This is a genomic window from Granulibacter bethesdensis, assembly GCF_001889545.1.
GTDB lineage: Bacteria > Pseudomonadota > Alphaproteobacteria > Acetobacterales > Acetobacteraceae > Granulibacter > Granulibacter bethesdensis_B.
Map to the genome: position 1 here is coordinate 1,023,730 of NZ_CP018194.1, position 26,822 is coordinate 1,050,551.

23 protein-coding genes and 1 tRNA gene are annotated in these 26,822 nt (G+C 58.6%); 10 read left to right on the forward strand and 14 right to left on the reverse strand.

What is annotated here, in order from left to right; genetic code table 11:
• Positions 1 to 57: 57 nt before the first annotated feature.
• Together GbCGDNIH8_RS04535 and GbCGDNIH8_RS04540 are read right to left on the reverse strand one after the other, a co-directional pair.
• On the reverse strand, positions 58 to 1,836 hold the full coding sequence (locus GbCGDNIH8_RS04535; RefSeq protein ID WP_072572260.1) for an ABC transporter ATP-binding protein/permease: 1,779 nt from the start codon (positions 1,834 to 1,836) through the stop codon (positions 58 to 60).
• A 148-nt stretch (positions 1,837 to 1,984) separates the two neighbouring features.
• Complete coding sequence (locus tag GbCGDNIH8_RS04540; protein WP_072572261.1) at positions 1,985 to 2,353, reverse strand: DUF3253 domain-containing protein; 369 nt, start codon at positions 2,351 to 2,353, stop codon at positions 1,985 to 1,987.
• A 189-nt stretch (positions 2,354 to 2,542) separates the two neighbouring features.
• Between GbCGDNIH8_RS04540 and glcF the strand changes: the two genes are divergently transcribed.
• From glcF to GbCGDNIH8_RS04565, 5 genes are all read left to right on the forward strand, one after another.
• On the forward strand, positions 2,543 to 3,907 hold the full coding sequence (glcF, locus tag GbCGDNIH8_RS04545) for a glycolate oxidase subunit GlcF (protein ID WP_072572262.1): 1,365 nt from the start codon (positions 2,543 to 2,545) through the stop codon (positions 3,905 to 3,907).
• 402 nt (positions 3,908 to 4,309) lie between these two features.
• Complete coding sequence (locus GbCGDNIH8_RS04550; protein ID WP_072573636.1) at positions 4,310 to 6,205, forward strand: ribonucleoside-diphosphate reductase subunit alpha; 1,896 nt, start codon at positions 4,310 to 4,312, stop codon at positions 6,203 to 6,205.
• A gap of 55 nt (positions 6,206 to 6,260) precedes the next feature.
• Complete coding sequence (locus GbCGDNIH8_RS04555) at positions 6,261 to 7,280, forward strand: ribonucleotide-diphosphate reductase subunit beta (protein ID WP_072572263.1); 1,020 nt, start codon at positions 6,261 to 6,263, stop codon at positions 7,278 to 7,280.
• Between the two features lie 161 nt (positions 7,281 to 7,441).
• Positions 7,442 to 8,098, forward strand: coding sequence for an SCO family protein (locus tag GbCGDNIH8_RS04560; RefSeq protein WP_081368837.1), 657 nt, complete (start codon positions 7,442 to 7,444; stop codon positions 8,096 to 8,098).
• On the forward strand, positions 8,095 to 8,367 hold the full coding sequence (locus tag GbCGDNIH8_RS04565; protein WP_072572264.1) for a hypothetical protein: 273 nt from the start codon (positions 8,095 to 8,097) through the stop codon (positions 8,365 to 8,367). Before GbCGDNIH8_RS04560 ends, GbCGDNIH8_RS04565 begins: the two co-directional genes overlap by 4 nt.
• 34 nt (positions 8,368 to 8,401) lie before the next feature.
• Here GbCGDNIH8_RS04565 and GbCGDNIH8_RS04570 read toward each other — a convergent pair whose 3' ends face one another.
• Positions 8,402 to 9,154, reverse strand: a complete 753-nt coding sequence (locus GbCGDNIH8_RS04570; protein ID WP_072572265.1) for a tRNA1(Val) (adenine(37)-N6)-methyltransferase — start codon at positions 9,152 to 9,154, stop codon at positions 8,402 to 8,404.
• A 280-nt stretch (positions 9,155 to 9,434) separates the two neighbouring features.
• Here GbCGDNIH8_RS04570 and GbCGDNIH8_RS04575 point away from each other — a divergent pair, with 280 nt between their 5' ends.
• The gene (locus tag GbCGDNIH8_RS04575) at positions 9,435 to 10,463 is read left to right on the forward strand and encodes a polyprenyl synthetase family protein (RefSeq protein WP_072572266.1); all 1,029 of its coding nucleotides are present in this window, start codon (positions 9,435 to 9,437) and stop codon (positions 10,461 to 10,463) included.
• Between the two features lie 15 nt (positions 10,464 to 10,478).
• Here GbCGDNIH8_RS04575 and ypfJ read toward each other — a convergent pair whose 3' ends face one another.
• Both ypfJ and GbCGDNIH8_RS04585 read right to left on the reverse strand, forming a co-directional pair.
• Positions 10,479 to 11,366 (reverse strand): KPN_02809 family neutral zinc metallopeptidase, encoded by an 888-nt coding sequence (gene ypfJ / locus GbCGDNIH8_RS04580; protein ID WP_072572267.1) that lies wholly within the window; start codon positions 11,364 to 11,366, stop codon positions 10,479 to 10,481.
• A gap of 147 nt (positions 11,367 to 11,513) precedes the next feature.
• Positions 11,514 to 12,251 (reverse strand): orotate phosphoribosyltransferase, encoded by a 738-nt coding sequence (locus GbCGDNIH8_RS04585; protein ID WP_072572268.1) that lies wholly within the window; start codon positions 12,249 to 12,251, stop codon positions 11,514 to 11,516.
• Positions 12,252 to 12,466: 215 nt separating this feature from the next.
• Here GbCGDNIH8_RS04585 and GbCGDNIH8_RS04590 point away from each other — a divergent pair, with 215 nt between their 5' ends.
• Entirely contained in the window at positions 12,467 to 12,706 is a 240-nt protein-coding gene (locus GbCGDNIH8_RS04590) for a hypothetical protein (protein ID WP_072572269.1), read from the forward strand.
• 101 nt (positions 12,707 to 12,807) lie between these two features.
• Complete coding sequence (locus GbCGDNIH8_RS04595; protein ID WP_072572270.1) at positions 12,808 to 13,443, forward strand: DUF2459 domain-containing protein; 636 nt, start codon at positions 12,808 to 12,810, stop codon at positions 13,441 to 13,443.
• Positions 13,444 to 13,773: 330 nt separating this feature from the next.
• Here GbCGDNIH8_RS04595 and gltA read toward each other — a convergent pair whose 3' ends face one another.
• The 7 genes from gltA to GbCGDNIH8_RS04630 form a co-directional block, all read right to left on the reverse strand.
• Complete coding sequence (gene gltA / locus GbCGDNIH8_RS04600) at positions 13,774 to 15,078, reverse strand: citrate synthase (RefSeq protein WP_072572271.1); 1,305 nt, start codon at positions 15,076 to 15,078, stop codon at positions 13,774 to 13,776.
• Positions 15,079 to 15,251: 173 nt separating this feature from the next.
• Positions 15,252 to 15,854: a thermonuclease family protein gene (locus GbCGDNIH8_RS04605; protein ID WP_072572272.1), complete on the reverse strand. Its 603-nt coding sequence runs from the start codon at positions 15,852 to 15,854 to the stop codon at positions 15,252 to 15,254.
• Positions 15,855 to 16,072: 218 nt separating this feature from the next.
• Positions 16,073 to 17,704 (reverse strand): CHAD domain-containing protein, encoded by a 1,632-nt coding sequence (locus GbCGDNIH8_RS04610; protein WP_081368839.1) that lies wholly within the window; start codon positions 17,702 to 17,704, stop codon positions 16,073 to 16,075.
• The gene (locus GbCGDNIH8_RS04615) at positions 17,697 to 18,230 is read right to left on the reverse strand and encodes a SixA phosphatase family protein (protein WP_072572274.1); all 534 of its coding nucleotides are present in this window, start codon (positions 18,228 to 18,230) and stop codon (positions 17,697 to 17,699) included. Before GbCGDNIH8_RS04615 ends, GbCGDNIH8_RS04610 begins: the two co-directional genes overlap by 8 nt.
• 155 nt (positions 18,231 to 18,385) lie before the next feature.
• Positions 18,386 to 19,138, reverse strand: a complete 753-nt coding sequence (locus tag GbCGDNIH8_RS04620; RefSeq protein WP_408874692.1) for a metallophosphoesterase — start codon at positions 19,136 to 19,138, stop codon at positions 18,386 to 18,388.
• A gap of 102 nt (positions 19,139 to 19,240) precedes the next feature.
• Positions 19,241 to 19,978, reverse strand: coding sequence for a ligase-associated DNA damage response endonuclease PdeM (gene pdeM / locus GbCGDNIH8_RS04625; RefSeq protein ID WP_081368840.1), 738 nt, complete (start codon positions 19,976 to 19,978; stop codon positions 19,241 to 19,243).
• 2 nt (positions 19,979 to 19,980) lie between these two features.
• Complete coding sequence (locus GbCGDNIH8_RS04630; RefSeq protein ID WP_253736113.1) at positions 19,981 to 22,524, reverse strand: ligase-associated DNA damage response DEXH box helicase; 2,544 nt, start codon at positions 22,522 to 22,524, stop codon at positions 19,981 to 19,983.
• A 175-nt stretch (positions 22,525 to 22,699) separates the two neighbouring features.
• Here GbCGDNIH8_RS04630 and GbCGDNIH8_RS04635 point away from each other — a divergent pair, with 175 nt between their 5' ends.
• Together GbCGDNIH8_RS04635 and GbCGDNIH8_RS04640 are read left to right on the forward strand one after the other, a co-directional pair.
• Entirely contained in the window at positions 22,700 to 23,797 is a 1,098-nt protein-coding gene (locus GbCGDNIH8_RS04635) for a ligase-associated DNA damage response exonuclease (protein ID WP_072572276.1), read from the forward strand.
• The gene (locus GbCGDNIH8_RS04640) at positions 23,794 to 25,389 is read left to right on the forward strand and encodes a cisplatin damage response ATP-dependent DNA ligase (RefSeq protein ID WP_072572277.1); all 1,596 of its coding nucleotides are present in this window, start codon (positions 23,794 to 23,796) and stop codon (positions 25,387 to 25,389) included. The genes GbCGDNIH8_RS04635 and GbCGDNIH8_RS04640 overlap by 4 nt, the downstream gene beginning before the upstream one ends.
• A 288-nt stretch (positions 25,390 to 25,677) precedes the next feature.
• Here GbCGDNIH8_RS04640 and GbCGDNIH8_RS04645 read toward each other — a convergent pair whose 3' ends face one another.
• On the reverse strand, positions 25,678 to 26,571 hold the full coding sequence (locus tag GbCGDNIH8_RS04645) for an N-formylglutamate amidohydrolase (RefSeq protein ID WP_072572278.1): 894 nt from the start codon (positions 26,569 to 26,571) through the stop codon (positions 25,678 to 25,680).
• Between the two features lie 164 nt (positions 26,572 to 26,735).
• Positions 26,736 to 26,810 (reverse strand) — tRNA-Val (locus GbCGDNIH8_RS04650).
• Positions 26,811 to 26,822 lie beyond the last annotated feature (12 nt).

Consider the following 26,822-nt stretch of genomic DNA (forward strand, 5'->3'; position numbering starts at 1 on the left):
GCCGGTCCTCCCTGTCCGCTGGTCATGATGGACAGGGAGACTCTAGGCGATGCTGTTTCAGGCCGGGCGCAGCATCCCTGCCTGATCGGGTTCCGGTCGATACAGAATCACGGTCCGGTCGTGGTAAGCGGAGGTCGCTTCACCATGGGCAATGGAGACGATAGTGGTCTCTGGCAGTTTCTGCCGCAGCGCCTGATAGGCTTCCTGTTCGGATTCGGAATCAAGATTGGCGGTGGCTTCGTCCATGAACAGCCAGTCCGGTCGCACCAGCAGGGCGCGGGCCAGAGCGATACGTTGTTGCTCACCGCCGGACAGGCGATGCGACCATTGATCGGTCTGGTCCAGACGGGGAATCAGATGATCCAGTCTCATGGCATGCATGGCATCGGCAATCTGCTCATCCGACACTGAAGACGGGTTGAGTGGATAGGTCACTGCCCTGCGCAGGGAGCCAAGCGGCAGGTAGGGGCGCTGTGGCAAAAACAGGAAGCGTCCAGGAATATGGATGGACTGCACGGAGCCGAACGGCCAGATGCCTGCCAGGGCACGGAACAGGGTCGATTTCCCTGAACCGGACCGGCCTTTGATGCGGATATTCTGGCCCGCTGACAGAACAAGCTCATCCTGATGCAACAGAACCTCGCCAGTTGGCAGGGAAAGGTTCAGTCCTTTGACGACGACATCGTTCGGATGGGCGGAAACAGGGCTGGATACTGTGGTATCTGACGCGCCCGACAAGGTGGCCATACGGTTGCGTTCCGCAGCGCGTGCCTGATTGAGGGCGTCCTGGAAAGTGGCAAGACGACTGACAACCGCTGCCCAGCTTGCCAGCATTGTATAGCTGCTGACGAACCAGGAGAGCGACCCCTGCACGCGCGAAAAAGCTTGCGACGTACGCTGCAGCCCACCAAGCGTAATCTGGCCGCTGAAATAATGCGGGGCCGCCATGACATAAGGAAAAACCGACGCGATCAGATCATAGCCGCTGGAAAAGGAATTCAGCCCCAGATAGCGCCGCAGCATCGCATACCAGTTGGTGACGATATCTCCGAAACGTGATTTCGCGGTGGCCCGCTCTTCCGCCTCACCGTGATACAGGGCGATGCCTTCGCTGTTTTCCCGCACACGCACCAGTGCGAAACGCAGATTGGCTTCGTAACGTTGCTGCACGAAGCGCAGATAGATCAGCTTCCGCCCGATCAGATGCGTCAGCACCGTGCCGACGATGGAGTAGATAAGGGCTCCCCACAGCATATAACCCGGAATATGGAAGCCGAAGATCGTCATTGCGCCGGAGAGTGACCACAGCACCCCCAGAAACATGACCAGCGTGACCGCGTTGGAGATGAAGCTGAAGCCGATCGACAATGTGTCGGAGGTAAAGTCGCGGATATCGTCGCTGATACGCTGATCGGGGTTGTCGGTCGCGGTATCGTTTTCCTGATGCAGAAGACCCAGCCGGTAATAGATCCGGTCATCGATCCACTCATCAATCATGCGCTTGGTCAGCCAGCGCCGCCAGCGAATCTGCAGGCTCTGCTGGAGATAGATAGAAGCTACGCCAAAGATGATCGAAGGGATCGCCAGTGTAATGAAACCGGCCTGTCCCTTGTACCAGAACAGGAAAAGCTGCACGAAGGCGGAGGCGTCTTTTTCCTGCAGGGCGTTAAAAAAAGCGCCATGCCAGTAATTCATGACCAGATCCAGCCCGTTCTGGGCCAGATTGAGGGATAACACAGTCGCCAACAGGCCCAGCGCAACCCATTTTTCCTCTGACAGGAAATAGGGAACGGTCAGCCGCCAGGCGCCCCGTAGAATTTTGCCGAAATCATGCATGCGTTGAAACCTGCCCTGAAAGCGGATGGTCGGAAAGCAGATGGAGTATTAGAAAGGGGGAGCATCTCATCATGGGCTTGCCGGAATGGCGTGATACTGGACCATGGTTATCAATATTGTAACCATGGTGCTCTGACCCTCGGTGCGGTCAGTGATCCTGAGCCGGTTCCTGATCCTGCGTTGAATAATCCGTCAAAGAGTCCGGTTCAGCCGGGAGATTCGGACGGACGCGCAGGCGCAGCACCCCACGCATGGTATCGGGCGTAACCGGTTGTGGCAGAGGTTTCCCCTTGCGCAACACGTCGATCAGCCCGGCATTGGCCAGTCTGGCTGCCTGCCGTCGGACCTGGCTTAGCAGGCGTCGCCATTCCTCCGTCGGGGCCAGTGCCCGTGCCACTTCGGTGGGACAGATGGAGGAAGTAGAACCGCGTTCTGTGGTCAGTCGTATTATCTCGGCATCAATGGCCTGGGGGCTGACCTTGATTCTGGTGGAGGGGGAGTGCGGGCGCTCTGTCATGGCGGACAGGGTTGAACCATTGTGCGGCCCTTCGCAAGGGAGAGTGACGGCCTGACAGCTTTGTAATCCGGCTTTCGGGGGCTGGAACAAGGTCATAGACAGGAGGGGGGAATCCTCGGCAAGAAAGGGCCGTCATCTTCGATGGTCATCGGGCTGGCGGCAGTGTGAGGCGCGGAGAAAAGCAGAATCATGCAAACCAGTTTTACGCCGGAGCAACTGCGCGATCCTGATATGGCAGCCTCCAATCAGGTTCTGCGCACCTGCGTGCATTGTGGCTTCTGCACCGCCACCTGTCCCACCTTCGTGCTGCTGGGTGACGAGCTGGATAGCCCGCGCGGGCGGATCTATCTGATCAAGGACATGCTGGAAAATGGCCGTGCAGCCACGCAGGAGGTGGTGAAACATCTCGATCGTTGCCTTTCCTGCCTCTCCTGCATGAGCACGTGTCCTTCTGGCGTGAATTATATGCATCTGATCGACCATGCGCGGAGCCATGTGGAGAAAACCTATCACCGGCCATGGCATGACCGGCTGCTGAGGGCGGTGCTGGCACGGGTTCTGCCCAGTGTTTCTCTGCTGCGGGGCGCTCTGGCCATGGCACGGATCACCCGCCCGTTGGCGGGCGTGATTCCGGCCCTTCTGCCGAAAGGCCATGTGCTGGGTCAGCGTCTGCGCGCCTTGCTGTATCTGGCTCCGAAGGTGCGCCCGTCCGGTCATGCCATTGCGCCGGGTCTGTACCGAGGGCAGGCCGGAACGCAGACTGTGAAGCGGCGCGTTGTCCTGCTGACCGGCTGCGCGCAGCAGGTGTTATCTCCCTCCATCAATGAGGCGACCATCCGTCTGTTGAACCGGTTGGGGGTTGAGGTGGTCGTGACCGCGGAGCAGGGGTGCTGCGGCGCGTTGACCCAGCATATGGGCCAGCATGACCGTGCCATGGCGGCGGCTCGGGCCAACATCCTCGCCTGGAGCCGGGAAATTGAGGGAGAAGGGCTGGATGCAATCATCGTGAACACATCCGGCTGCGGCACCACCGTGAAGGATTACGGCTTCATGTTCCGGAATGAGGCGGAGGCGGCTCAGGCGGAGCAAGTGGCGTCTCTGGCGCTGGATATCTCTGAATATCTCGGCCGTATCGGTTACACTCCTGCTCCGTTGCCGGAAGGGGAGGAACCCCTGACCGTAGCCTATCATGCCGCATGCAGTCTTCAGCATGGCCAGCAGATTCGTGCCGAGCCTAAAAACCTGCTGGGTCAGGCCGGGTTTCGGGTGGTGGAACCGGCAGAGCCTCATCTCTGCTGCGGATCAGCCGGAACATATAATATCATGCAGCCCGAGATCGCGACCCGGCTGCGGGACCGCAAGCGCGACAATCTACGGGCGCTTCAGCCGGATCTGGTCGCGGCAGGCAATATCGGCTGCATCAAGCAGATCGGTGGTGACTCCCTGCCGGTCCTGCATACGGTGGAACTGCTCGACTGGCGTGCGGGAGGGCCGGAGCCGGAGGTGGTCCGGAGCATGCGGGCCCGGCGCGCTGCATCCGCTACAGCAAGCTGAGCGGCTCACTCTCTCCCAATCAACAGAATCGCACCGACTCTGCCCCCTGTTTCTCCATGACTTCAGGTGGAGTTTCGAGGGAGGATGTTTTTGCGCAACCGTGTCATTCAGGTGTCTGTCCCTGCTTGTGACAGGACGGGAATTTGTGCCGCGAATCGTTGAAACAAGAGGAGATTAAGGGCTGATATAACACTCTATATGGTGTGTTGGAGGTCTCGCTTGCCAATATATGTGGGGGTAGGCCGGGAAAATGAGTTGACGGCAAGGGATCAAATGTAGAGCATCCATACCTGTTCCGGCGCGGGCTTGAGACATGCCACGCCATGATCCGTTATCCGCGATTGAATGAGCTCAGGGAGTTGCCGCATGGCACCATTCAGGCATGCCACGACGATGCTGGCTATGGCAGCTGATGGCAGTCTTTCCGGCGGCCTTCTCCCGGTCAGCACGGACGCGCCCGCACCTGCCCTGATCGATGCCGGTGTTCAGATGAAAGACCGTGGCCAGATCATCAAGGATGACAGCCGTGATGCTCTGCTGACCGATTTCGGCAAAGCAACGCTGAACGACCGTTACCTGCTGCCCGGCGAATCGTATCAGGATCTGTTCGCCCGTGTGTCCAGCTATTACGGTGACAATGCGGAGCATGCGCAGCGTATCTACGATTATATGAGCCGCCTGTGGTTCATGCCTGCGACGCCTGTCCTGTCCAATGGCGGTACCAAGCGCGGCCTGCCAATCTCCTGCTTCCTCAACGAGGCCTCCGATAGTCTTGAGGGTATTGTCGGCCTCTGGAACGAGAATGTCTGGCTGGCTTCCAAGGGCGGCGGCATCGGCTCCTACTGGGGCAATCTGCGCTCGATTGGTGAGAAAGTCGGCCAGAACGGCAAGACCTCTGGTGTGATCCCGTTTATTCGCGTGATGGACAGCCTGACCCTGGCCATCAGCCAGGGGTCTCTGCGTCGCGGCTCGGCGGCGGTGTATCTGCCGGTCTGGCACCCGGAAATCGAGGAATTCGTGGAATTGCGCCGCCCCACCGGTGGTGATCCCAACCGCAAGGCGTTGAACCTGCACCACGGTGTGCTGCTATCCGATGCCTTCATGCGTGCGGTTGATCACGATGAGGAATGGGCGCTGCTCTCCCCCAAGGACAAGAGCGTCATCCGCAAGATCTCGGCCCGGGCGCTCTGGATTCGTATCCTGACCGCCCGCATGGAACAGGGCGAGCCGTATATTGTCTTCTCCGACCATGTGAACCGCGCTTTGCCGGAGCATCAGAAACTGGCCGGTCTGGAGGTCAAGACCTCCAATCTGTGCAGTGAGATTACCCTGCCGACCGGAATCGATCAGCATGGCAAGCAGCGCACGGCGGTCTGCTGCCTTTCCAGCCTGAATCTGGAAACCTGGCATGCCTGGAAGGATCATCCGACCTTTATCGAGGACGTGATGCTCTTTCTGGACAATGTATTGCAGGACTTCATCGACCGTGCGCCGGATACGATGGAGCGGGCGCGATATTCCGCTATGCGTGAACGCTCGGTCGGGCTGGGCGTCATGGGTTTTCACTCCTTCCTGCAGGCCGAGCGGGTACCGTTTGAAAGCGTGGTCGCCAAGGTTTGGAACCTGCGCATGTTCAAGCATATCCGTGCGCAGGCGGACAAAGCCTCCCGCAGGCTGGCTGCCGAGCGTGGGGCTTGCCCGGATGCGGCGGATTACGGGTTGAACGAGCGCTTCTCCAACAAGATGGCGATTGCGCCCACGGCCTCGATCTCCATCATCGCAGGCAATGCCAGCCCGGGGATCGAGCCGATTGCCGCCAATGTGTTTCTGCAGAAAACCCTGTCTGGCAGCTTCACGGTCCGTAATCGCCATCTCCAGCAACTGCTGGCCGAGCGTGGACAGGATAACGAGGATGTCTGGAGCAGCATTACCCTCAACAAGGGCAGCGTGCAGCATCTGGACTTCCTGACCGATGCGGAAAAAGCCGTGTTCAAGACCGCGTTTGAACTGGATCAGCGCTGGATCATTGAACATGCAGCCGACCGCACGCCCTATATCTGCCAGAGCCAGTCGGTGAACCTGTTCCTGCCGGCCAATGTGCATAAGCGGGATCTGCATCAGGTGCATATGCTGGCCTGGAAGCGTGGTCTGAAATCCCTGTATTACTGCCGCAGCCTGTCCATCCAGCGGGCTGATGCCGTGAGTGAAAAGGCGGTCAGTCTGGATCATCAGACCAGGGACAATCCGGCGGTGGCGGCCAGCACCACGAATTATGAGGAATGCCTGTCCTGCCAGTAAAAATGGCATGAGGGTGTGATCGCTTCATGACGGCGAAAAATAAAAGGCTTTCGGCATGACGGATGAGACTATTCAGGGGGCGGCGCCCCGGGCGGAACAGGATGTGCCTGTCCACTTTGATCTGCTGACCGAAAATCCAGTTTACAAGCCGTTCCGCTACCCATGGGCGTATGAGGCCTGGCTGGTGCAGCAACAGGTGCACTGGCTGCCGGAAGAAGTGCCGCTGGCCGATGACGTGAAGGACTGGCACCGCAATCTGAATGAGGTGGAGCAGCATCTGGTCACCCAGATTTTCCGCTTCTTCACCCAGTCCGATGTCGAAGTGAATAACTGTTATATGAAGCATTACAGTCAGGTGTTCAAACCGACTGAAGTGCTGATGATGCTCTCGGCATTTTCGAATATCGAAACAATTCACATTGCCGCGTACAGCCACCTGCTGGACACGATCGGCATGCCTGAAGTCGAATACTCAGCCTTCCTCAAATACAAGGAGATGAAGGACAAGTACGATTACATGCATAGCTTCTCAGTCGACAGCAAGCGTGAGATCGCGAAGACGCTGGCGGCATTCGGGGCGTTCACGGAAGGGCTTCAGCTTTTTGCCTCTTTCGCAATTTTGTTGAATTTCCCCCGCTTCGGCAAGCTGAAGGGCATGGGTCAGATTGTCAGTTGGTCGGTGCGTGATGAAACCTTGCACTGCCTGTCGATCATCAAGCTGTTTCACGTTTTTATCGACGAAAACAGGGAAATCTGGACTGAGGATCTACGGCAGGAGATCCGTCAGATATGCGCCACCATCGTCGAGCATGAGGATGCCTTTATCGATCTGGCCTTCGAACTCGGCTCGGTCGAGGGGCTGGATGCTGCTCAGGTGAAATCCTATATTCGGTATATCGCTGATCGCAGGCTGGTTCAGCTGGGGCTGGAGCCGCTGTTCCATGTCGAGCGTAATCCGTTGCCATGGATCGACGATATGCTCAATGCGGTAGAGCATGCGAATTTCTTCGAAAATCGTGCCACAGAATACAGCCGTGCCTCGACCGTCGGGACGTGGGAAGAGGCCTTTGCATAAGGCTCATTTTGCAAACAAAACCAGAATATTATAACGCAATAGCATCTAATGAACGAAATAAAATAAAGAGGGGCCTTGTTTAAGGCCCCTCTTTATTTATTTGCCGCAACAATGTCCTGAAAATCAGTACATCGCTGTCATTCTTTCTGGAAGAGCACCTTATGAAGACCAATCTGTATGCCAGCCGCTTTTTCCGCCGTGGTGCACTTATTCTGGTGATTGCGGCCGTGGCGGTGATCGGAGCATGGCATGCCGGCCTGTTCGGGGAAGGGAGCGGAACCGGTCAGGAGGCCAATTTCTCACGCGGTCAGGAGGTTGATGGCCATGCAGGTATCGGCGGTTCTTTCTCATTGACCGATCAGAATGGCCGGACAGTGACAGACCAGACTCTCAGGGGTCGCTGGATGCTGGTCTATTTCGGTTATACCTTTTGCCCGGATATATGCCCTACCGAGCTGCAGACCATGTCTGCAACTATCAAGGCTCTGGGAGCGCTTTCAGGTCGGTTGGCACCGGTTTTCGTTACGATTGACCCTGCCCGGGACAGACCGGCAGAACTTGCGGCCTATCTGGCGCATTTTGACCCTGCCATTACCGGCCTGACCGGAACAGAAGCGCAAATTTCAACTTTTGCGAGAAAATATCATGTATATTATGCTAGGAAAGGTGAGGGAAAAGACTACAGCATGGATCATTCTTCCTATCTTTATCTAATGCGTCCCGATGGATCGTTTGATCGGTTGTTCCCTGGAGGAATGAGCCCGAATGATTTGGCTGCCGCATTGCGTCCCCTTCTGTCAGAAGCTCCTCATCCATGAGCGAGTTCCTGTCTTCTTCTCCGCAGATCGAGGTGCCGGGTGGGCCGCGTTTCAGTCGGCGGCTTGCCGACAAGATCCTGTCAGCTTTTCATCAGGCCTGTGATCAGAATGAGCTGGATGTGGCAGATCGTCTTCTCAAGGTGCTGGAGATGATGATGAGCCGCCGCGCCTCCAGAATGGATGTAACGCGCCGCCGCTCGATCGAGGCTCTTGTTGCTGCCCATGAGCGGCTTTGGCATCTCCGTCATCCGGGCGGGAAGCAGTTCTGAGAGTGGCTTTTCTCGATCCCTCCTGTTGTGGCTGTTAAAAATCCAGCGCTTTTCCAAATCGCAGGATGTCATGAGCCTGAGGGGTAAAGCTGCCATCCTCCTGATGCAGGATCAGACCGGGTTCCACCCTGTCAGGTCCACGGGCAGCCTTGATGCCCCGTATGATAATGATTTTGGCGCGCCGTCCCGCTTTTGGCCATAGCGGATAGAGGGTGATCTCTCCGGCCTTGGCCTCACGCAGGCTGCTCATGGCCTCACTGATGAGTGAAGCAGGCAGGATCAGGCTGATCGAGCCGCGTGGCCGGACCATGCGACCCAGCGCCTGCACCCACTGACTGACGAGCCCGGCGTGGCGACGTTTGGCCTGATCGCGAAGCGGCAGGGGGGAAGGGGAAGATGCTTCCTCATGCCATGGCGGATTGGCAAAGACGTGATCACAATTTGGTGGGGCCCCTGGTATCTCCGGTGCAAAGGCCAGAATATCCTGCGCGATAATCGACAGGTGGTCTTCCAGATGGTTGATCCGGATATTCTGACGGGCCAGCGTCGCAATTTCGCTGGATTTCTCCACTCCCGTGCCCTGAATGCCAGGCACACGATGGGCAAGGCATAAAAGCCCGGCTCCCGGACCAGTGCCGGCTTCCAGAACGTGCTCTCCGGCCCGGGCGGGAATCGTGGCTGCCAGCAGAACCGGTTCAAGTCCGGTGCGGAAACCCGTCCGCAACTGGCGGTAGGCAATCGCACCGTTGAGCAGACTGCCTTCGGTGACATCGCTGTTTTCGGTCATAAGATGAGGTTTTTGAGCCTGTGGGGTAGCTTGGCAAGGCTTGTTTCCTGACTGGATCGGTCGATCATGATGCCTTGACCCTGTTTTATCCCTGTCGATAGGGTGCGTGGCTGCGCAAAAGCTTTTATGACATCCTATCCAGCAGAGTGCGTGAGCGATCCCGGGGAGATGCCAAGCTGAGGTAATCTTTGGGGTTATCAGGCTGTTGCTGATCAGATTACCGCTTTATCAAGTCCAGGAGACAGCTTTGGGCGTCGTCGCCAGTTCACCGGATACAGATATGATCCTGCCGCCGCGTGATGCAGAAGGGGTAGAAGATGCCCTGTCAGGCCTGATCGCACTGGTGCAGGACGACCTGACCCTGTGCAATCAGGCTATTATTGATCGTATGGACAGTCAGGTGCCGCTGATCCCGCAACTGGCGGCCCATATCGTAGCAGCGGGGGGGAAACGTCTTCGGCCCCTGTTGACGCTGGCCAGTGCCAGGCTCTGTGGATTTGATCCCGCCTTGGCGGGTGGGGTGCCGCGGCATGTCCATCTGGCAGCCTGCGTGGAGTTCATCCATACCGCGACGCTGCTGCATGATGATGTTGTCGATGAAAGCCGCATGCGGCGCGGTATGGCCAGTGCCAATGCGGTTTTCGGCAATAATGCTTCCGTGCTGGTCGGCGATTTCCTCTTCGCGCGTGCGTTTCAGTTGATGGTGGAGGACGGATCGCTTCAGGTTCTGGCGATCCTTTCCAAGGCTGCGGCAACCATTGCGGAGGGCGAAGTCCTCCAGCTCGCCACGCAGAATGATCTGGAGACGCCGGAATCACGCTATCTGGAAGTGATTGAGGGCAAGACGGCTTCCCTGTTCGCAGCGGCCTGTCAGGTTGGTGCCGTGGTCGCCGGGCGTCCGACCGAAGTGGAGCAGGCGCTGTATGATTACGGTATGAGCCTGGGAATTGCGTTCCAGTTGACTGACGATGCGCTCGATTATGCGGCGGATCAGCGTAAACTGGGCAAGACCGTCGGTGATGATTTTCGTGAGGGCAAGATCACGCTGCCCGTGCTTGCGGCTTTCCATGCGGGTGATGCGGAGGAAAAGCGCTTCTGGCAGCGCACCATTGGCGAGAGCGACCAGACCGAGGATGATCTGGAGGAAGCTCTGCGCCTTATCGCCAGACATGACACTATTGGCCTTACCCTCGAACGGGCCAGTCTGATGGCGGAGAAAGCCAAGCGGGCACTGGATATTTTTCCGGATACTCCGCTTCGTCGCAGCCTGTGTGCAGTGGCGGATTATACGGTCTGGCGTGCGCGGTAAAACTGTCAGACGGCGTCAGAGCGCCGGGCTGGTGAAAGTGTTGCAGGCTTCCACCTCTCCGGTTTGTAGCCCTTTGCGGAACCAGGCTACGCGCTGGGCCGAGCTTCCATGCGTGAAGGAATCCGGCACGACATAGCCGCGTGCACGCTTTTGCAGCCGGTCATCGCCGATCGCGTCAGCAGCGTTCAGGCCCTGTTCGATATCGCCTTTTTCCAGGATAGCCCGGGCATCGTTGGCCTGCTTTGCCCAGACCCCGGCGAAGCAGTCAGCCTGTAATTCCAGCCGCACGGACAATGCATTGGCCGTGCCCTGATCGGCTTCCTCTCGTCTGCGGGTGATTTTTCCCAGAATGCCCAGCTGGTTTTGCACATGATGTCCGACCTCGTGTGCAATGACGTAGGCACGGGCGAAATCTCCCCCTGCTCCCAGCCGTTCCTGCAATTCACGAAAGAAGGATGTGTCGAGGTAAACTTTTTGGTCTACCGGGCAATAAAATGGTCCCATCGCCGACTGTGCCGTGCCGCAGGCCGAGCGTGTTGCGCCGTCAAACAGCACCAGAATCGGCGGCTGATAGATTTTTCCGTGCGCTTTGAAAATGCTGCTCCACACGTCTTCTGTCGAGGCCAGTATACGACTGACGAACCGACGCTGTGGATCCGATCCGGATGGATCGCCCTGTGTTTGCCGGGGTGGGGAAAGGGAGGAGGGGGCAGGGGATGAAACCGGGCCGCCATTTCCGGTCAGGCTGAGCAGGAGGCGCGGGTCAATGCCGAAATAAAGCCCGACCAGCACAATGGCGATTGTGCCGAGACCACCAATTTTGATCCCGCCCGGAATAGAGGGGCCGCCAGTACCCCGATCATCCTGAATATTGTTACTTTCACGCTGATCATCGAGTCGCATACTGATCCCCTTTTGCAAGGGCAGGGTGGTGTCTCGATACGGTTCTGTCCTGCCACGATGCCGTGATCGGGAAGACGTTTGCGGCATCAGGCAGGTTGCATAACCGGCCATGCCTGATGCCGTTTCGTGATTCAGGCCTTCAGAATTTTAACCCTTTTGGGCGGAGGCAGCTTTGCGTGCAGCAGCTTCCTCGGCGCTGGCAACACCGCCATGGGCGGCGGACCAGCCCATCGGATCGTCGAGAAAGCGCCGCACGCCGGCCAGTACATCACTGTTGAAATAGCTTTTGTCCTTGCAGGCTTCCAGCACATCCCACCAGGTGCAGAGGTGATGCAGCGTCAGATCCATGGCCGACAGGGTTTCAAAGCTGCCTGGGAAGACACCGTAGAAAAACACCACGAAGGCATGGTTGCACAGTGCCCCGGCATCGCGCAGCGCGCGGGCGAACTGGATCTTGGAACCGCCATCGGTGGTCAGATCCTCGACCAGCAGAGTGTTCAGCCCTTCCGGAGTATCGCCCTCGATCAGAGCGTTACGGCCGAAGCCTTTCGGCTTCTTGCGGACATAGGCCATCGGCAGGTTCATGCCATCCGCAATCCAGGCGGCAAAGGGAATACCGGCTGTCTCGCCACCCGCAACAGCCTGAATGGTCTCATAGCCGATATGGCGGCTGAGCTTTTCAATGGCCAGCTGGGTGATTTTCTGCCGGGCCCGGGGGAAATAGATGATCCGGCGACAGTCGATATAGACGGGGGATTTCCAGCCGGATGTCAGCGTATAAGGTTCATCCGGGCGGAAATTGACGGCCTTGATCTCCAGCAGCAGACGCGCAGTGGTCAGGGCAGCGTCACGATCCCATTCACTGGTCAGATGCGACGCGGTCATGTGTTCTCGTCCTTGCCGTTATCATGTGATCCTGCATGCTGTTAGCGTCTGATGATTGCTCCGTCCATGCTCATACCGCCATGTCTGGTCGGAACAGCATGACGAATTGAGGAGAACACGGGAAAAACCTGTGCTGTTTGCTTGCGCCGGGGAGGGGAGCAGGATAGAATGAAAGTCATTGCGAATGAATCGCAACGACTTCGGGAAATGTGGCCTTGAGCAACGACGTCAGCAACATCACACGCCGGTGTGAACGCGCGGTCATTACCGCCTATCGTGAACTGCGTGCATGCGGCAGTGCTGACATGGTAGCATTTCAAGCCTGCACAACGCTCTATCGCATTCATCATCCGGAGGCTCCGCTCAGTGAAGCGCGGCGCCTGGTGGCGGAGTGGATCGATCATCACATCGTGCGCAGTGCCAATGGCCCGACGCCAGGTTGCGAGTGCGATTAAGGGATCGGCGGTATCGGCCTCTTTATATCGCTCTGTTGTGTGTTCCGCTGCTGGTCGCCTGTCGTTCCCGGCTGACTCCCGAGCGCGACCTGACATGTCGTATGACGGTAGATGCCGGTTTTCTCTATGTTATCGACAGTGGCTGGCACACTGCGATCGGTTTCGATGCTGTTGACCTGACTGGTGGCCTTGCCATTTTCAAAACCATCTTCCCACATGCAAGGGCAGTGGTGTTTGGATATGGCAAGCGAACTTTCATGACGGCCCGGCCGCAAACCATATCCGAATATATCATGGGACCAGTGCCGGGACCGGCGGTGATCGAGGTGGTCGGTCTGACCGTCTCGCCGGAGTTTGCTTACGGCCAGGAGCATGTCAGCCGGTTAAGGCTGCCACGTCAGGATATAGAAGCTGCGGTCTCATGGGTGGCGGATGATCTGGCTGACGACCCGCAAGGGCAGCCGAGGCTGGTCGGTTTCGAGGAGGGGAAACGTGGTGCATTTTATGTGGCACGTGACCGGTATTCGATGCTCCATACATGCAATCGCTGGTCAGCGGATCTGCTGCACAGCGCAGGGGTGCCGTTGGAACCGGCCGGTGTCGTGTTGAGCGGGCAACTGATCAGACGGCTGAATCATGCGGCGATCCAGTGCCCATCCGATCAGCCCCCGGCAGTGATTATCAGCAGGGCGGCAGACGACCATCGGAGCACACGGCGCTCTGCCCCGCCGGAATAATGATGACGCGTTCATTGCGGGGCGAGGATCCCCCGCCACTGCTGGAACTGCAAGCGGCCAGCGTGGTCAGGATCAGAACAGCACCGGCTTTCCAGACAACGCACATAGTAAATTCCTTACGGTCAAAAAAACTGAAGTGCCAATACAGGCCTATCTCACCTGACATACTTTGTCGGGCGATTTAGGTCAGCATAGGGATACGGTTTTTGGACAAAATAATTCGTGTTGTCACAAAGACGGCATCAGAAAGACGAAAAGCGCCGGTTGCCCGACGCTTTTGCTTGCATCTTCACGAAAAGACCGCCGGCCATCCAGGCCACGTCACCTTGATCAGCGGCGATCGGCCGATACGTAATCGCGCGGTCCATAGCCGGTGTAGATCTGCCGGGGACGCCCGATACGCTGGGCCGGATCCTCGATCAGTTCCTGCCACTGGCTGATCCAGCCGACGGTGCGAGCCACAGCAAACAGCACCGTGAACATGCTGGTTGGGAAGCCCATCGCCTTCAGAATGATCCCTGAATAGAAGTCGACATTCGGATACAGCTTCTTGCTGATGAAATATTCATCGCTCAGAGCGATCCGCTCCAGCTCGACCGCCATATCCAGCATCGGATCGTCCTTGATGCCGAGCTCAGTCAACACCTCGTGACAGGTCTGCTGCATGATTTTCGCGCGCGGATCATAGTTCTTGTAGACGCGATGACCGAAGCCCATCAGGCGGACATTGCTGTTCTTGTCCTTTACCTTTTCGATGAAGGCCGGGATGTTGGAGACATGGCCGATCTCGGCCAGCATCTTCAGCACCGCTTCGTTGGCGCCACCATGGGCCGGCCCCCACAGGCTGGCAATACCCGCGGCGATACAGGCAAACGGGTTGGCGCCGGTGGAACCGGCCAGACGCACCGTGGAGGTGGAAGCGTTCTGCTCATGATCGGCATGCAGGATCAGGATACGGTCCATGGCCCGTTCCAGAACCTTATTTCCCTTGTAATCCTCGGACGGGCGCCCGTTGACCATGTAGAGAAAGTTTTCCGCATAGCCCATGTCATAGCGCGGATACACGAAAGGATGGCCGATCGAGTATTTATACGCCCATGCCGCAATGGTCGGCACTTTGGCGATCAGGCGCAGGGCGCAGATTTTGCGATGTTCGGGGTTCGTGATGTCCAGGCTGTCGTGATAAAACGCGCTGAGAGCACCGACGACGCCACAGAGCATGGCCATCGGGTGAGCATCCCGGCGGAAGCCCTGGAACACGCTGCGCAGTTGTTCGTGCAGCATGGTACGGCGCATGACTTCGGTGTTGAATTCCGTCAGGGCATCCGGCTTCGGCAGTTCACCGTTCAGCAGCAGATAGGCCACTTCCAGAAAGCTTGACTTCTCGGCCAGCTGATCAATCGGGTAGCCTCGGTGCAGAAGAACGCCTTCATCACCGTCAATGAAGGTAATCTTGCTTTCGCAGGCGGCAGTTCCGCCATAGCCTGGATCATAGGTGAAGACACCCAGATCGCCCTGCATCTTCCTGATATCGAAGACAGAAGGGCCAAGCGTGCCGTCAAGCAACGGGTAGGTTGCCGACTTGTCCGTGCCGTTCAACTGGACGGTGACGCTGCGCGTAGGGGAGCCGCTCATTCAAACACCTCATGACAGAAGCGGCTGGAAACCGCCTGACTCAGATTCTGCGTAACGAATGGGATGAATGATGCCATTAGAAGCAAGATCATTCCATGGGAGACGTTATTGGAGCAATCTTCGCACTTGCGAAAAAAAACGGCAAGCCCTGCCGAGCAATCTTCAGCGAAAGTTTAAAACTGCGGCATATACGTGCGCCACAATCCGCGATGAGCTGCCCGCGCCTGTTCCTCATCAGAGGTCAGGCCCAATGTTTTCAGGGGAGCAGAGCGCGTTTCTGCCCGTGCTTCCGCATGCGTCTCTGCTCTGGCCCATCCTGCCTGAACCACAGCACGATTGATGATGGTCCCCTGATTTGCTCCCTGGCCTTCTGTCTGGGTTTCACAGATGGCCAGCGAATGGTGGTTGGTATCGTGCCCTAATATTTCACATTCGACTGGACGATTCTTGATGATTTCCGCCAGAGCCTCTGCAGAGGCTGCACCGCAGTCGAAACCGCTTCCATCGGGCGTTCTGCATTGCTGGCCGCGATTGGGGGCGGAAACTCCTGCCAGCCGTACAACCGTATCGGCAACCCGTAATGTCTCTCCATCGACGACGGCTACCTGTGCGGGTGAAGCGGTCAAAGATATATCACGCTGGGTTTCTGTCCCCGTTCTGCTGCCTCTGATCTGGTCGAGCATATTCTGAAGCGGGATCAGAGAAACCGAGGGGAGGGATGGCGCAAATACCGCAAGACCCCCGATCCCGCCCAGTGACAGCACGCTGCCGAGCATAACCCATCGCCGCCACGGTCTGCGTTTATGGGCGGTTGAGGAGGTGAAAATGCGTCTTTTGTGTTTCAGGTACATCGGTCGGACCTACGATATCCGAATGCGCAGATGAGGTGCTGCATGGCAGGTAACGGCCCTATCTTACGAAAGGGCGGGCGTATTAACGCCTATCCTGGTGCCGTTGCCAAGTTAAGGTCGCGTTGAAGCGGAATTAAAGTCGGTCAGTTCCAGAACGGCTTTGCAGTATGGAAATGTTTCCAGGCGGCGATAATCTGCTGTCTGGCGCTGGCCCCATGGGCGGCGGAGAAGCCCAGCACAATGCCGCGGGCCTGTGCGCCCTGCACGCCGTCCTTCCCGTCAATTTCCTGCATCAACCCGGCTGCTACGGCTCCGTCATTGAGGATGCCGAGTTCTTCCTGAAGTTCTGACAGCCGGCGGATCATCCGGCGTCCCTGTTTCTGGGGGAAACAGGCGGCAAAGAATTCACAGGCATAGCGCAAACGCTTTGCATGCAGGCGTAATTCATGCAGGGCGGTGGCAGGCAGTTCAGCGATCGGGGCGCTGGCGGGCAGTTTTCTCAGGCGTTTTTTCAGTACCCCTGCCGCGAAGATTTCGATTGGCTGGTTCAGGCATTCTTCACGATGATGGCGCACTTCGTCATGCAGCGTATGGAGCGCCTGCCGCCATGGCCGCACCTGGCATAGCAGGGCGAGGGACAGCCCCAGCCTGTCGAAACCGGGCGTTTTCAGACTGGCCAGCAAGGTGTGGTAATGCTGTTCTCTCTGTTTAGCAGCCCGCTCCATCAGGCGTTTCAGGCCGGCATGATCAGGGAAGGTGTCCAGCAGGGTCTGGCCAGTCTGGCTGATAAAGACATCCCAGTCGCGTGCCGGCCCCAGCAGAGTACTGATTGTTTTCAGATGCGCCTTGACGTTATCCAGTTCCGGGCAGGCCAGAACGGCGGAGAAAATCGATAGGGCTGAACGCAGGCGGCGCAGCGTCACACGGATCTGATGCACAGGCTCCAGCGCGGTTTTGTCGGTTTCGCCTGATTTCAGCAGGCGGATACGTGGTGCCCAGTAAAGCAATGCCAACGTTAGATGACCGATGATATGTCGTGCGGCATCTTCCGTGCTGATGCCGGGATCAATCTCCGGTGCACCAAGGCCGGAGGCGGGGCGGGCGGCCAGTCCCCGCCCGTGGGAAACGGCCAGCATGGAAAGCGGCGTTTCCGGAATCCGGAACCGGGCTTCCTCATTCTCCTGAAGCTCTGATGCCAGTCCAGCGATGGCCCTTGCATCGCCCTGGATATGTATACGGCCAAAGGGAAGCGTATCGGTCAGATTGCGGATCGTGCCATCTTCAATGAAGACAGTCAGGTCTTCACTGTTCATTTGTGTCTGATCGCTCAGTACGATACTGCGCTGGCGTCCCTCTACGGAGGCAATCGGCATGACGCCGCCCTCGATACCGTACGACGCAAGCAAGGTTTCGATCGGCGCAATCAAAGTCTTATCATCCAGTTGCGAACCGGGCAGCAAAGGGGGAGGGGCAAGACTTTCCACGCGCCACATTCCTCCATCGACGACCAGAGCCTGATGATCGGCAAAAAAGGCCGCATCCGGCGTGTCGTGATAAATCCGCCGGAAGGAACGCGTTTTCATCCGGCCTTTACGCTGCCGTGACAGCGGTGCAAGGCGTGGCAGTCGTTCTGCCACGGCCGGATCGAAGGCCATTGTTATCGTCACGGGGACAGAACCTTGTTCTACATCCGGCCCAAGGCACAGTGTTTCAGCAGCAGGTGCTTCAGCCACGGTATCCATCACGACTGGAGGCAATGCAGATGTGTCAGTCATGTTGGCCCATATCAGGCAGTTCAGAGGGGGTAAGGAAGCGTGTCAGTCGTGCCACACCGGGCAACAGCCCCCACCAGGGCTTGTTCAGTTCGAATTGTGCCAGCGCGCCTGTCGGATACCCCTCGTTCAGGCGCACTCGTGCAGTGCGCTCGTCCCTTGCCGGATTTCCAAGCGTCAGGGCCAGATCATGCATACCGGGATTATGACCGATCAACATCACGCAGCCGATCGTTTCCGGCACGCTGTTCAGAACCTGGATCATCTGCTCGGATGAGGCAAGATAGAGCGCATCCATCCGTTCTGTACGGGGAGTATGCGGCCAAGGCTCCAGCGCCTCCAGCGTCTGTATGGTGCGACGGGCGGAGGAAACCAGAATCAGATCCGGCCGCAGATCAAGCGCGTTGATCGCTTTGTGCATGGCTGCGGCTGCACGCCGACCGCGATCATTCAGGGGGCGGGCATGGTCCGGAAGTTTGGGGTCGTCCCATGCTGATTTGGCGTGACGGAGGAGGAGGAGCTGGCGCATCGGCTTGCGGATTGATCCCGTTTCGTCGCAGCGCCATCTGGCGCAGGTTGGATATGGCCTTCATGACGGAGCATGACCTGTTCCGCCGTATGGTAAAAAGGAATTTTTGCTCTTTTTACCATAAAATAGACTCCTGGAAACGACCGTATGAACAATCAGGAGTCGAGGTCTATCCAGGAAAGATGGCCCCCTTTCCCGGCCCCTGTATCCAGAAAAATCGCTGTTCCACCACGTTGCCCATACATCGTCAGGGGACGACCGTCCGGGCTGCGATTGTCATGGCCGCAGTAAACGATCAGATTTTTCGGAATACGGTCAACCCAGCGCAGGCTGCGCTCCGGATAACCATCAGGCTGAAGCTGACCGGTTGGTTCCCCATACAGCGCACGGGCCAGCACGCCATGTACGCGTCCATCCTGAATGGGAACGGGAAAAGGGGGGGCTGTATGCAGCATGTCGGTATGAAAACCGCCATGCAGAAAGATGCGGTTCCCGCTTACAATCCAGGCTGGTGCATGGGCGATCGCGTTAATGATCTGCGGGATATGGAGGGTATCGATCTGTGCGCAGGTTTCTTCAAGCGTCGGATCAGGTCGGACGGATCGTCCGGCCAGCCGCCTTGCCAGCCTCAGATCGTGGTTACCGAGCAGGAACAGCCCGCGCCCCTGATGAAGCAGGTTGAGCATGATCCGCAGAACTTCGCCGTTTTCGGGTCCGCCATCTGTCAGGTCACCCAACTGGATAATGAAACGGTCGGTGGTGACGGCATGGGTAAAGGCGCGTGCATCGCCATGCACATCGCCGATGACGCGGATTGGAACGCCGGCGGGGGGATGCCGCGGAAAAGTAATGACGGAGTCCGGGGCTGGTCTGTCCGTCACGGTAATAAATTTCTCTCCCATGCCCATCCTGCATCGTCGTCAGCGATCTGCCAGTATGACGATCGATGAACAGAAACACCATCCCGGCCAGCGGTTGTGCAGCCATTTCGTATCGATCGCGCTTTGGTCTCAGCTTTTTCGCATGGCACGGCTGTTTGCAGGCTGCGTGGGGGTGGTGGCAGGCATTGAAAAACTGAACAACCGCCCATGGCCGCGCAGAAAAATCCGGCCCCCTTGTGGAAACAGCTGCGCGATCTCCGGCGAGGATACATCCAGTCCGCCAGCATAGGTACCAAACGCAGGCAGCATCAGCCTCTCCGCCGAGAACACGAAACAGGGACGGGTCAGCCATGTACCTCTTACGGACACGCTCGCTTTCGGATGGTGGTGGCCGCAGAACTCCATGGCTCCGTCTGGCACTGATGCGGCTTCATGCCTGAAAATGAACCGTTTCAGGCCATGCTCGGCATAAAAGGTGCCGCTCAGTCCCTCGCTGGCCACCGGATCATGATTGCCCAGCACCCAACGGAAAGTCGTTGATCGGCTGATCCCATGCAGGCGTGCGGCATCCTGCGGCTGCATGCGTTCCAGACCGTAGCGGTCGTGAAAACTGTCCCCCAGCGCGATGACCTGCTCCGGTCGGTAATGCAGAATCAGGTTTTCGAGCGCGTCCAGTGTTGCGGCACTGTCCCATGGCGGCAGCAGGGAGCCACGCATGGCAGCGGCCGAGCCTTTTTCAAGATGCAGATCGGCCACCATCAGTATCCGCTCGGCAGGCCACCATACCGCACCTGACGGATCCAGCAGGAGCGTTTCTCCACCGGCGAAGACGGGGGTGGGGATGGAGCGGACTGGACGAGACTGCATGGTCAGCGACGGGGCCGAATATCCGGAGGGAGGGTGACAAACAGATCATCCTGCATGATTTGTCCATCAGACAATGACCCGCTGGAATATCGGCGAGGAGAAACCCTTCTGTTGAGGGCCGTATCATCGTCCGTCATGGCTTCCTCGACCAGCGCTTCAGCCTCCGCCAGCAACATTTCCTCAGACCCGGCGGAGAGAACGCTTTCACGACCGATTTCCAGCAGAACCGGCACGGCAAGCGGAGAGACGCGCGACAGCGCCATATGCCGGATGTGCCCCTGTGCCCGGCGCAGCAGAAGTGCCAGACGGCCAATATCGGTCAGTCCCGATGCAGCATCGGCCCGGGTCGCCCGCAGCAGGATATGATCAGGCTGGTGGCGGCGCAGCACGTCATAGATCAGATCCGTATTGATGGTGACCTGGCGGCGGCTGCGCTTCAGCCCCGGCTGTTGTCGTTCGATCAGCCCGGACACCACGGCGACATGACGGAAAATACGCCGGAGCATGGAGCTTTCCGCCATCCATGCTTCCAGATCATCCCCCAGTATGTCTTCCTCGAACAACCGGTCGAGACCGGTTGGCTGCCGCGCGCTCCATGTTGCCATCACGTAATCGGTGGCGACGAAGCCGAGCGGAATCATCCCGAGCCGCTCCATCCGCTTCGTCACCAGCATACCGAGGGTCTGGTGGGCGTTTCGTCCTTCGAAGCAGTACGCCACCATGTACCATCGGTCACGGCGCGGAAATGTCTCGATCAGCAGGTCGTCACGGCCCGGCAGGCGGGAGCGGATGCGCTGCATCTCCAGCCATTCCCTGACCGGCTCAGGCAGGTGTTGCCATCCGGAGCGGTCCTGCAACATGGCGCGGACCCGATTGGCGAGGCTGGTCGTGAGCGGCAATCTGGCCCCGGCATAGGCCGGGACCATCGGATCGCCATCGCCACCTTCCTCGGCCTCCAGCACAGTATCATGCAGTTGAACGAAGCGCAGCAGGCGGCCGCTGAACATGAATGTGTCACCGGGACGAAGCTGGCTGGCGAAATATTCCTCGACCTCGCCGAGTGTTGTACCGCGTCCTTCCCCGCGTTTTCCCCGGCTTCCGCGCAGGCGCACCTTGATCATCGGGGATTGCACGATGGTGCCGATATTCATCCGCCATTGCCGTGCCACACGGTCGGAACGCACGTGCAGAAGGCCTTCGCTGTCCCGAAACAGCCTGTGCCATTGTTCATAATGTGACAGCGTGTACCCGCCGTTTTCAACGAAGCCGAGCGTATCGTCGAAATCCTTGCGGTCGAGCATGCGATAGGGCGCGGCCTGCCGCACTTCCTCGAACATTGCATCCGGGTGAAACGGGGCGGAGCATGCCATCCCGAGCAGATGCTGTGCCAGCACATCCAGCCCGCCGGGGCCGGGCGGGTCTCCATCCAGCTCCCGTGCGGAAACCCCCATGATGGCGGCCTCGCATTCCAGTACCTCGAACCTGTTGGCAGGCACCAGAATGGCGTTGCTGGCTTCATCCATGCGGTGGCTGGCGCGTCCGACCCGCTGCAACAGGCGGGAGACGCCTTTGGGCGCGCCTACCTGAAGAACCTGATCCACCCCGCCCCAGTCGATGCCGAGATCAAGCGAGGAGGTCGCCACCACTGCCCGCAACAGCCCCGAGGCCATGGCCTGCTCAACACGTTCGCGCTGTTCCAACTCCAGACTGCCATGATGCAGGGCAATGGGGAGCGTATCCTCATTCAGCCGCCACAATGCCTGAAACAGAAGCTCGGCCTGCGCGCGGGTGTTGACGAATACGATCGTCATGGCGGCCGCTTTGATCCGCTCCAGAATGGCGGGGGCTGATGCCAGCCCCATATGCCCGGACCATGGCAGTCGCCCGGATGGCAACATCATCTCCAGCCGTGGGGGAGCCCCACCCGTTTCCTCGATGACGATTGCATCGCCGCCAATATAATCCCGCAGCGCCTGCGGATGGGCGGCAGTGGCGGACAGGCCTGAGACGCGCAGTCCCGGAACCAGACGGCGCAGCCGGGCCAGACAGAGGGCCAGTTGATCGCCTCTTTTGGTGCCGGCCAGCGCATGCACTTCGTCGATGATCACCGTTCGCAGGCCATGGAAAAACATGGGGGCGCTTTCCAGCGACAGCAGCAGGCTCAGGCTTTCCGGTGTCGTCAGCAGGATATGCGGCGGTGTCTCCCGCTGGCGGGCGCGGCTGGCTGATGGCGTGTCGCCAGTGCGTGTCTCGATCCGGATTGGCAGTCCCATTTCCTGGACCGGAGAGGTCAGGTTGCGGGCGATGTCGGTCGCCAGAGCCTTGAGCGGGCTGACATAGAGGGTATGCAGCCCGTATGGCGGTTCGGCCTGTCTGGCCAGAGCGATCAGGCTGGGCAGAAAACCGGCCAGCGTTTTTCCGCCCCCGGTCGGGGCAATCAGCAGGGCGCTGCGATCTGCTTCGGCTGCGTCCAGCATGGCGGCCTGATGCCGCCGCAACGTCCAGCCGCGCCGTTCGAACCACGCGGCGAAACGAGGGGGGAGCATGGTCTGAAGCATGGCTGAAAGAATGGGGTTCTTATGGTCGCAGGATAAGAGGTTAAAACAGAACGTTTCACAGCCCCTGAACTTTCCCGGTTATGCTGCGTCATATGGCCCTGCCTTCCAGTCTTGCCGGACGTCATGCACAGCCAGGGGACCGGCCCATGTTCCTGATCATCTCATGCGCCTGACCGCCCCCCATCCCGAGACATGGCTTCGGTCGCTGCCGCAGGGGCTTTACTGTGAACCGGCTGATCTGTTCATCGATCCGGTGGTGCCGGTGGAGCGTGCGGCCATTACCCATGCCCATGCGGATCATGCCCGCCCCGGGCATGGCGCGGTGCTGGCCACGCCGGAAACGCTCGCCATCATGAAAACCCGCATGGGGGTAGAGCGTGCGGCCCGTGCTCCGCAGCCACTGTCTTATGGGGAACAGATCACGATCAATGATGTGGGGCTGCGCATGGAACCGGCTGGCCATGTGCTGGGCAGTGCGCAGATCGTGCTGGAATGGCGCGGCAGCCGCGTGGTGATCAGCGGTGACTACAAGCGTGCGTCCGACCCGAGCTGTGCCATTTTTCAGCCGGTTCCCTGCGATGTATTTGTCACGGAGGCTACGTTTGCCCTGCCGGTCTTCCGCCACCCTCCGGCAGAGCAGGAAATACGCAAGCTGTTCGACAATCTCACGGTTTTTCCGGAGCGAACCCATCTGGTCGGCTGTTACGCGCTGGGAAAATGCCAGCGCCTGATCATGCTGCTGCGGCAGGCGGGGTGGGTTGCACCGATCTATCTTCATGGAGCGTTGATGAATGTCTGCCGCACCTATGAGGCGCTTGGGGTGGGGTTGGGCGATCTTCGACCAGTGACCTCCGTGCCGAAGGAGGCCCTGCGTGGCGGGATCGTGCTGGCGCCTCCCTCTGCGCTGGCTGATCGCTGGTCGCGCCGATTGCATGATCCTGTGCCAGTTCTCGCCAGCGGCTGGATGCAGGTCAGGCAACGTGCCCGCGCCAAAGGGGTCGAACTGCCATTGGTCATCAGCGACCATGCCGACTGGGACGCCTTGCTGGCCACAATCCGGGACGTGCAGGCCCCTGAAATCTGGGTGACCCATGGGCGGGAGGAAGCCCTGATCCATGCGGCGGGGTTGATGGGGGTGAGAGGCCGCGCCCTGCGTCTGATCGGCTATGGCGAGGAAGATGACGATACCGCGGTGGCGGGGGGCGGGATGACAGGTGGTGAGACGGCAGGTGCGGTTACAACGGACGGAAAGTCCGTATGATTGCTTTTGCCGCCCTGCTGGAGCGTTTGATCTATACGCCATCGCGCAATGCCAGGCTGGCCCTGCTGCAACGTTTTTTCGAAACCGAACCTGATCCCGATCGCGGATACGGGTTGGCGGCGCTGACGGGGAACCTGTCTTTTGCCACGGCGAAACCGGGCCTGATTCGTGCATTGGCAGGGCAGCGTGTCGATCCCGAATTATTTGCCCTGTCCTATGATTATGTCGGCGATCTGGCCGAGACGACCTCCCTGATCTGGCCGACATCTGCCGATACTATGCCGACAGCCCCTCCCGGATTGGCAGAGGTCGTGACGACCCTTCAGAGCACCACCAGAATCGATCTGCCGCAGATATTATCCGCATGGCTGGACTCGTCGGATGAATCGGTAAGGTTCGCGATTCTGAAGCTGGTAACAGGAAATCTGCGGGTCGGGGTCTCTGCAAGGCTGGCCAAGGTGGCGTTGGCCGGGCTGTCCCAGGGACGGATCGACCCGGATGAAATAGAGGAGGTGTGGCACGGCCTGACACCCCCCTATCGAACGCTGTTTGCATGGATCGAAGGACAGGGTGCTCGCCCGGACCCGGCTGGTGCGCCAGTGTTTCGTCCTCCCATGCTGGCGCATCCGCTGGAGCAGCCTGATCTGGAGGCGCTTTCCCTCTCCGAATACCGGGTGGAGTGGAAATGGGACGGCATCCGTGTGCAACTCGTTTCCGTACCGGGGGGAAAGCGCATTTTCTCCCGCACCGGCGATGATGTCTCCGCCTCCTTTCCTGATGTGCTGGAGACCATGAATTTCGACGGCGTGCTGGATGGCGAATTGCTGGTTGCACGGGCAGGAGAGGTGGCTCCGTTCTCGGACCTTCAGCAGCGACTCAACCGGAAATCGCCCGGTCCGGCTTTGCTGAAGCAGCATCCGGCCCATGTCAGGCTCTACGACATTCTGTTCGATGAACAGGAGCGTGATCTGAGGGCCCTGTCCTTCGATGAGCGCAGGCAGCATCTGGAGCGCTGGTTTGCCGTTGCGGCCCCGCTCCGCATGGATCTGTCCGGTCTGATCACGGTGGAGAATGCAGAGGCCCTCATTGCCTTGCGGGAGGGCGCACGTGCGGCTTCGATCGAAGGGCTGATGCTCAAGCGTGGAGACAGTCCCTATGTGCCCGGACGGCCCAGAGGCTTGTGGTGGAAGTGGAAACGCAATCCGCTGACGGTTGATGCGGTGATCATGTATGCGCAGCGTGGTCATGGCAGGCGCAGCAGTTTCTATTCCGATTACACGTTCGGCTTATGGCGTGATGATGGTAATGGGCATGAGGAGTTGGTGCCTGTCGGCAAGGCCTATCACGGCTTTACGGATCAGGAGCTGGTTTTGTTGGATCGCTGGGTGCGCAATCACACCATCGCCCGGTTCGGCCCGGTGCGGGAGGTCGAGAAATCTTTCGTGCTGGAAATCGCTTTTGATGCAGTGCAAAGATCGTCCCGCCACAAAAGCGGTATTGCCATGCGCTTTCCCAGAATAGCGCGTCTGCGGCTCGATAAACCCGCGGCAGAGGCTGACCGGCTGGAGACCCTGGAGAGCATGCTCACCTGAAGAGAGGGAACTGCCTCCGTAACGGAAAAACCTCTGCGGGCATGCATTCGTAAAAATTCTGATCGGTCGATTATAATCAGGGATCGGATTGTGTGGAAATTAAGGCAGGTTCTGTGATTTTGGAGATGCTGCACTGCAAAAAAATGCTTGTGTGAATCGGGTCAACACCGTATCTACGCTCATGTAGCGTAGCGTTATGTCGCAGCGCTGCTTTTCTTGGACGTTTCCTCCCTAAACTTGGCGGTGTCTGCGTGGCACCGCCAATTTTTTTGTCTTTATTCTATCAATTCAGACAGCGTGGGAGAGAAGGGCGGCGGTGGCGCCCAGGCCGTTCATCAAGGATGTCATGGCCTGACGAATCATTGAGAAATGAGCGTTCTTCAGATAACGCTCCTCATCCATATACAGGACTCGGGCAATTTCGATTTGCAGGACGTGTACGCCCTTTCCCGGGCGTCCGTAATGCTGTGTGACATAGCCTCCCGCATAAGGATTATTCCGCCGTACGGCATAACCAAGGCGCTGGAGAGTGGCTTCCGCAGCCATGGTGATGGTATTGGCGCAGGAGGTTCCGTGCAAATCACCTAAAACCATGTCGGCATCGTTCTGACGGCGCGGGATCCGGTTACCATGCAGTCCGACGGGGGAGGGCATGGAATGACAATCGACCAGCAAACACATACCGAACCGGTTGCGGGTTTCCTCAATCAGTTGTGACAGCGCGGTATGGTAAGGCTGCCAGCAATCATGGATTCTGGCCGCGGCTTCTGAAAACAACAGCTTGCGGCGATAGATCGGCTCACCAGAAGCGACGATCCGGGCCAGGGTACCGAGACCGGCCTCGACCCTTGCACTGCCGGTATTGACCCAGTCAGGCAGGGCTTCCTCGAACATGGTCGGATCCAGTTCCCATGCTTCCCGATTGGGATCACACCACGCACGGGGAAAATGGGCGCGCAGGATCGGGGCTCCTAATTCGGGCGCTGCACCGAAAAGCTCATCGACGAAGCAATCCTCGCTTTTGCGCAGGGTGTCGTAATCAAGGCGGGAAATGGACAGAAAATCAGGGCTGTAGAGATTTCCGGAATGACCGGAAGCAATAACCATCGGCACCGTCTGGCATGCCGGCCGGACGATGCTGAGGGGGCCTTCCTGGCTGACATCCAGAACCCGATAATCCATACCCTCGATTACGTCCTGATGACAGTACGTGCAATCATAGCTTGCGCATGACGGGTTTCCGCAAAAGCACGTGGAAGGGGGACCGACACAGTGTGACGCGCGGATAAAGCCTTAGGCTGCTTGACCGTGCTAAATGGCAATTATTGATTTTAACGGGGACAGGATGGTGGGCGCGACAGGGATTGAACCTGTGACCCCCGCCATGTCAAGGCGATGCTCTACCGCTGAGCTACGCGCCCATCCTGCTTGTG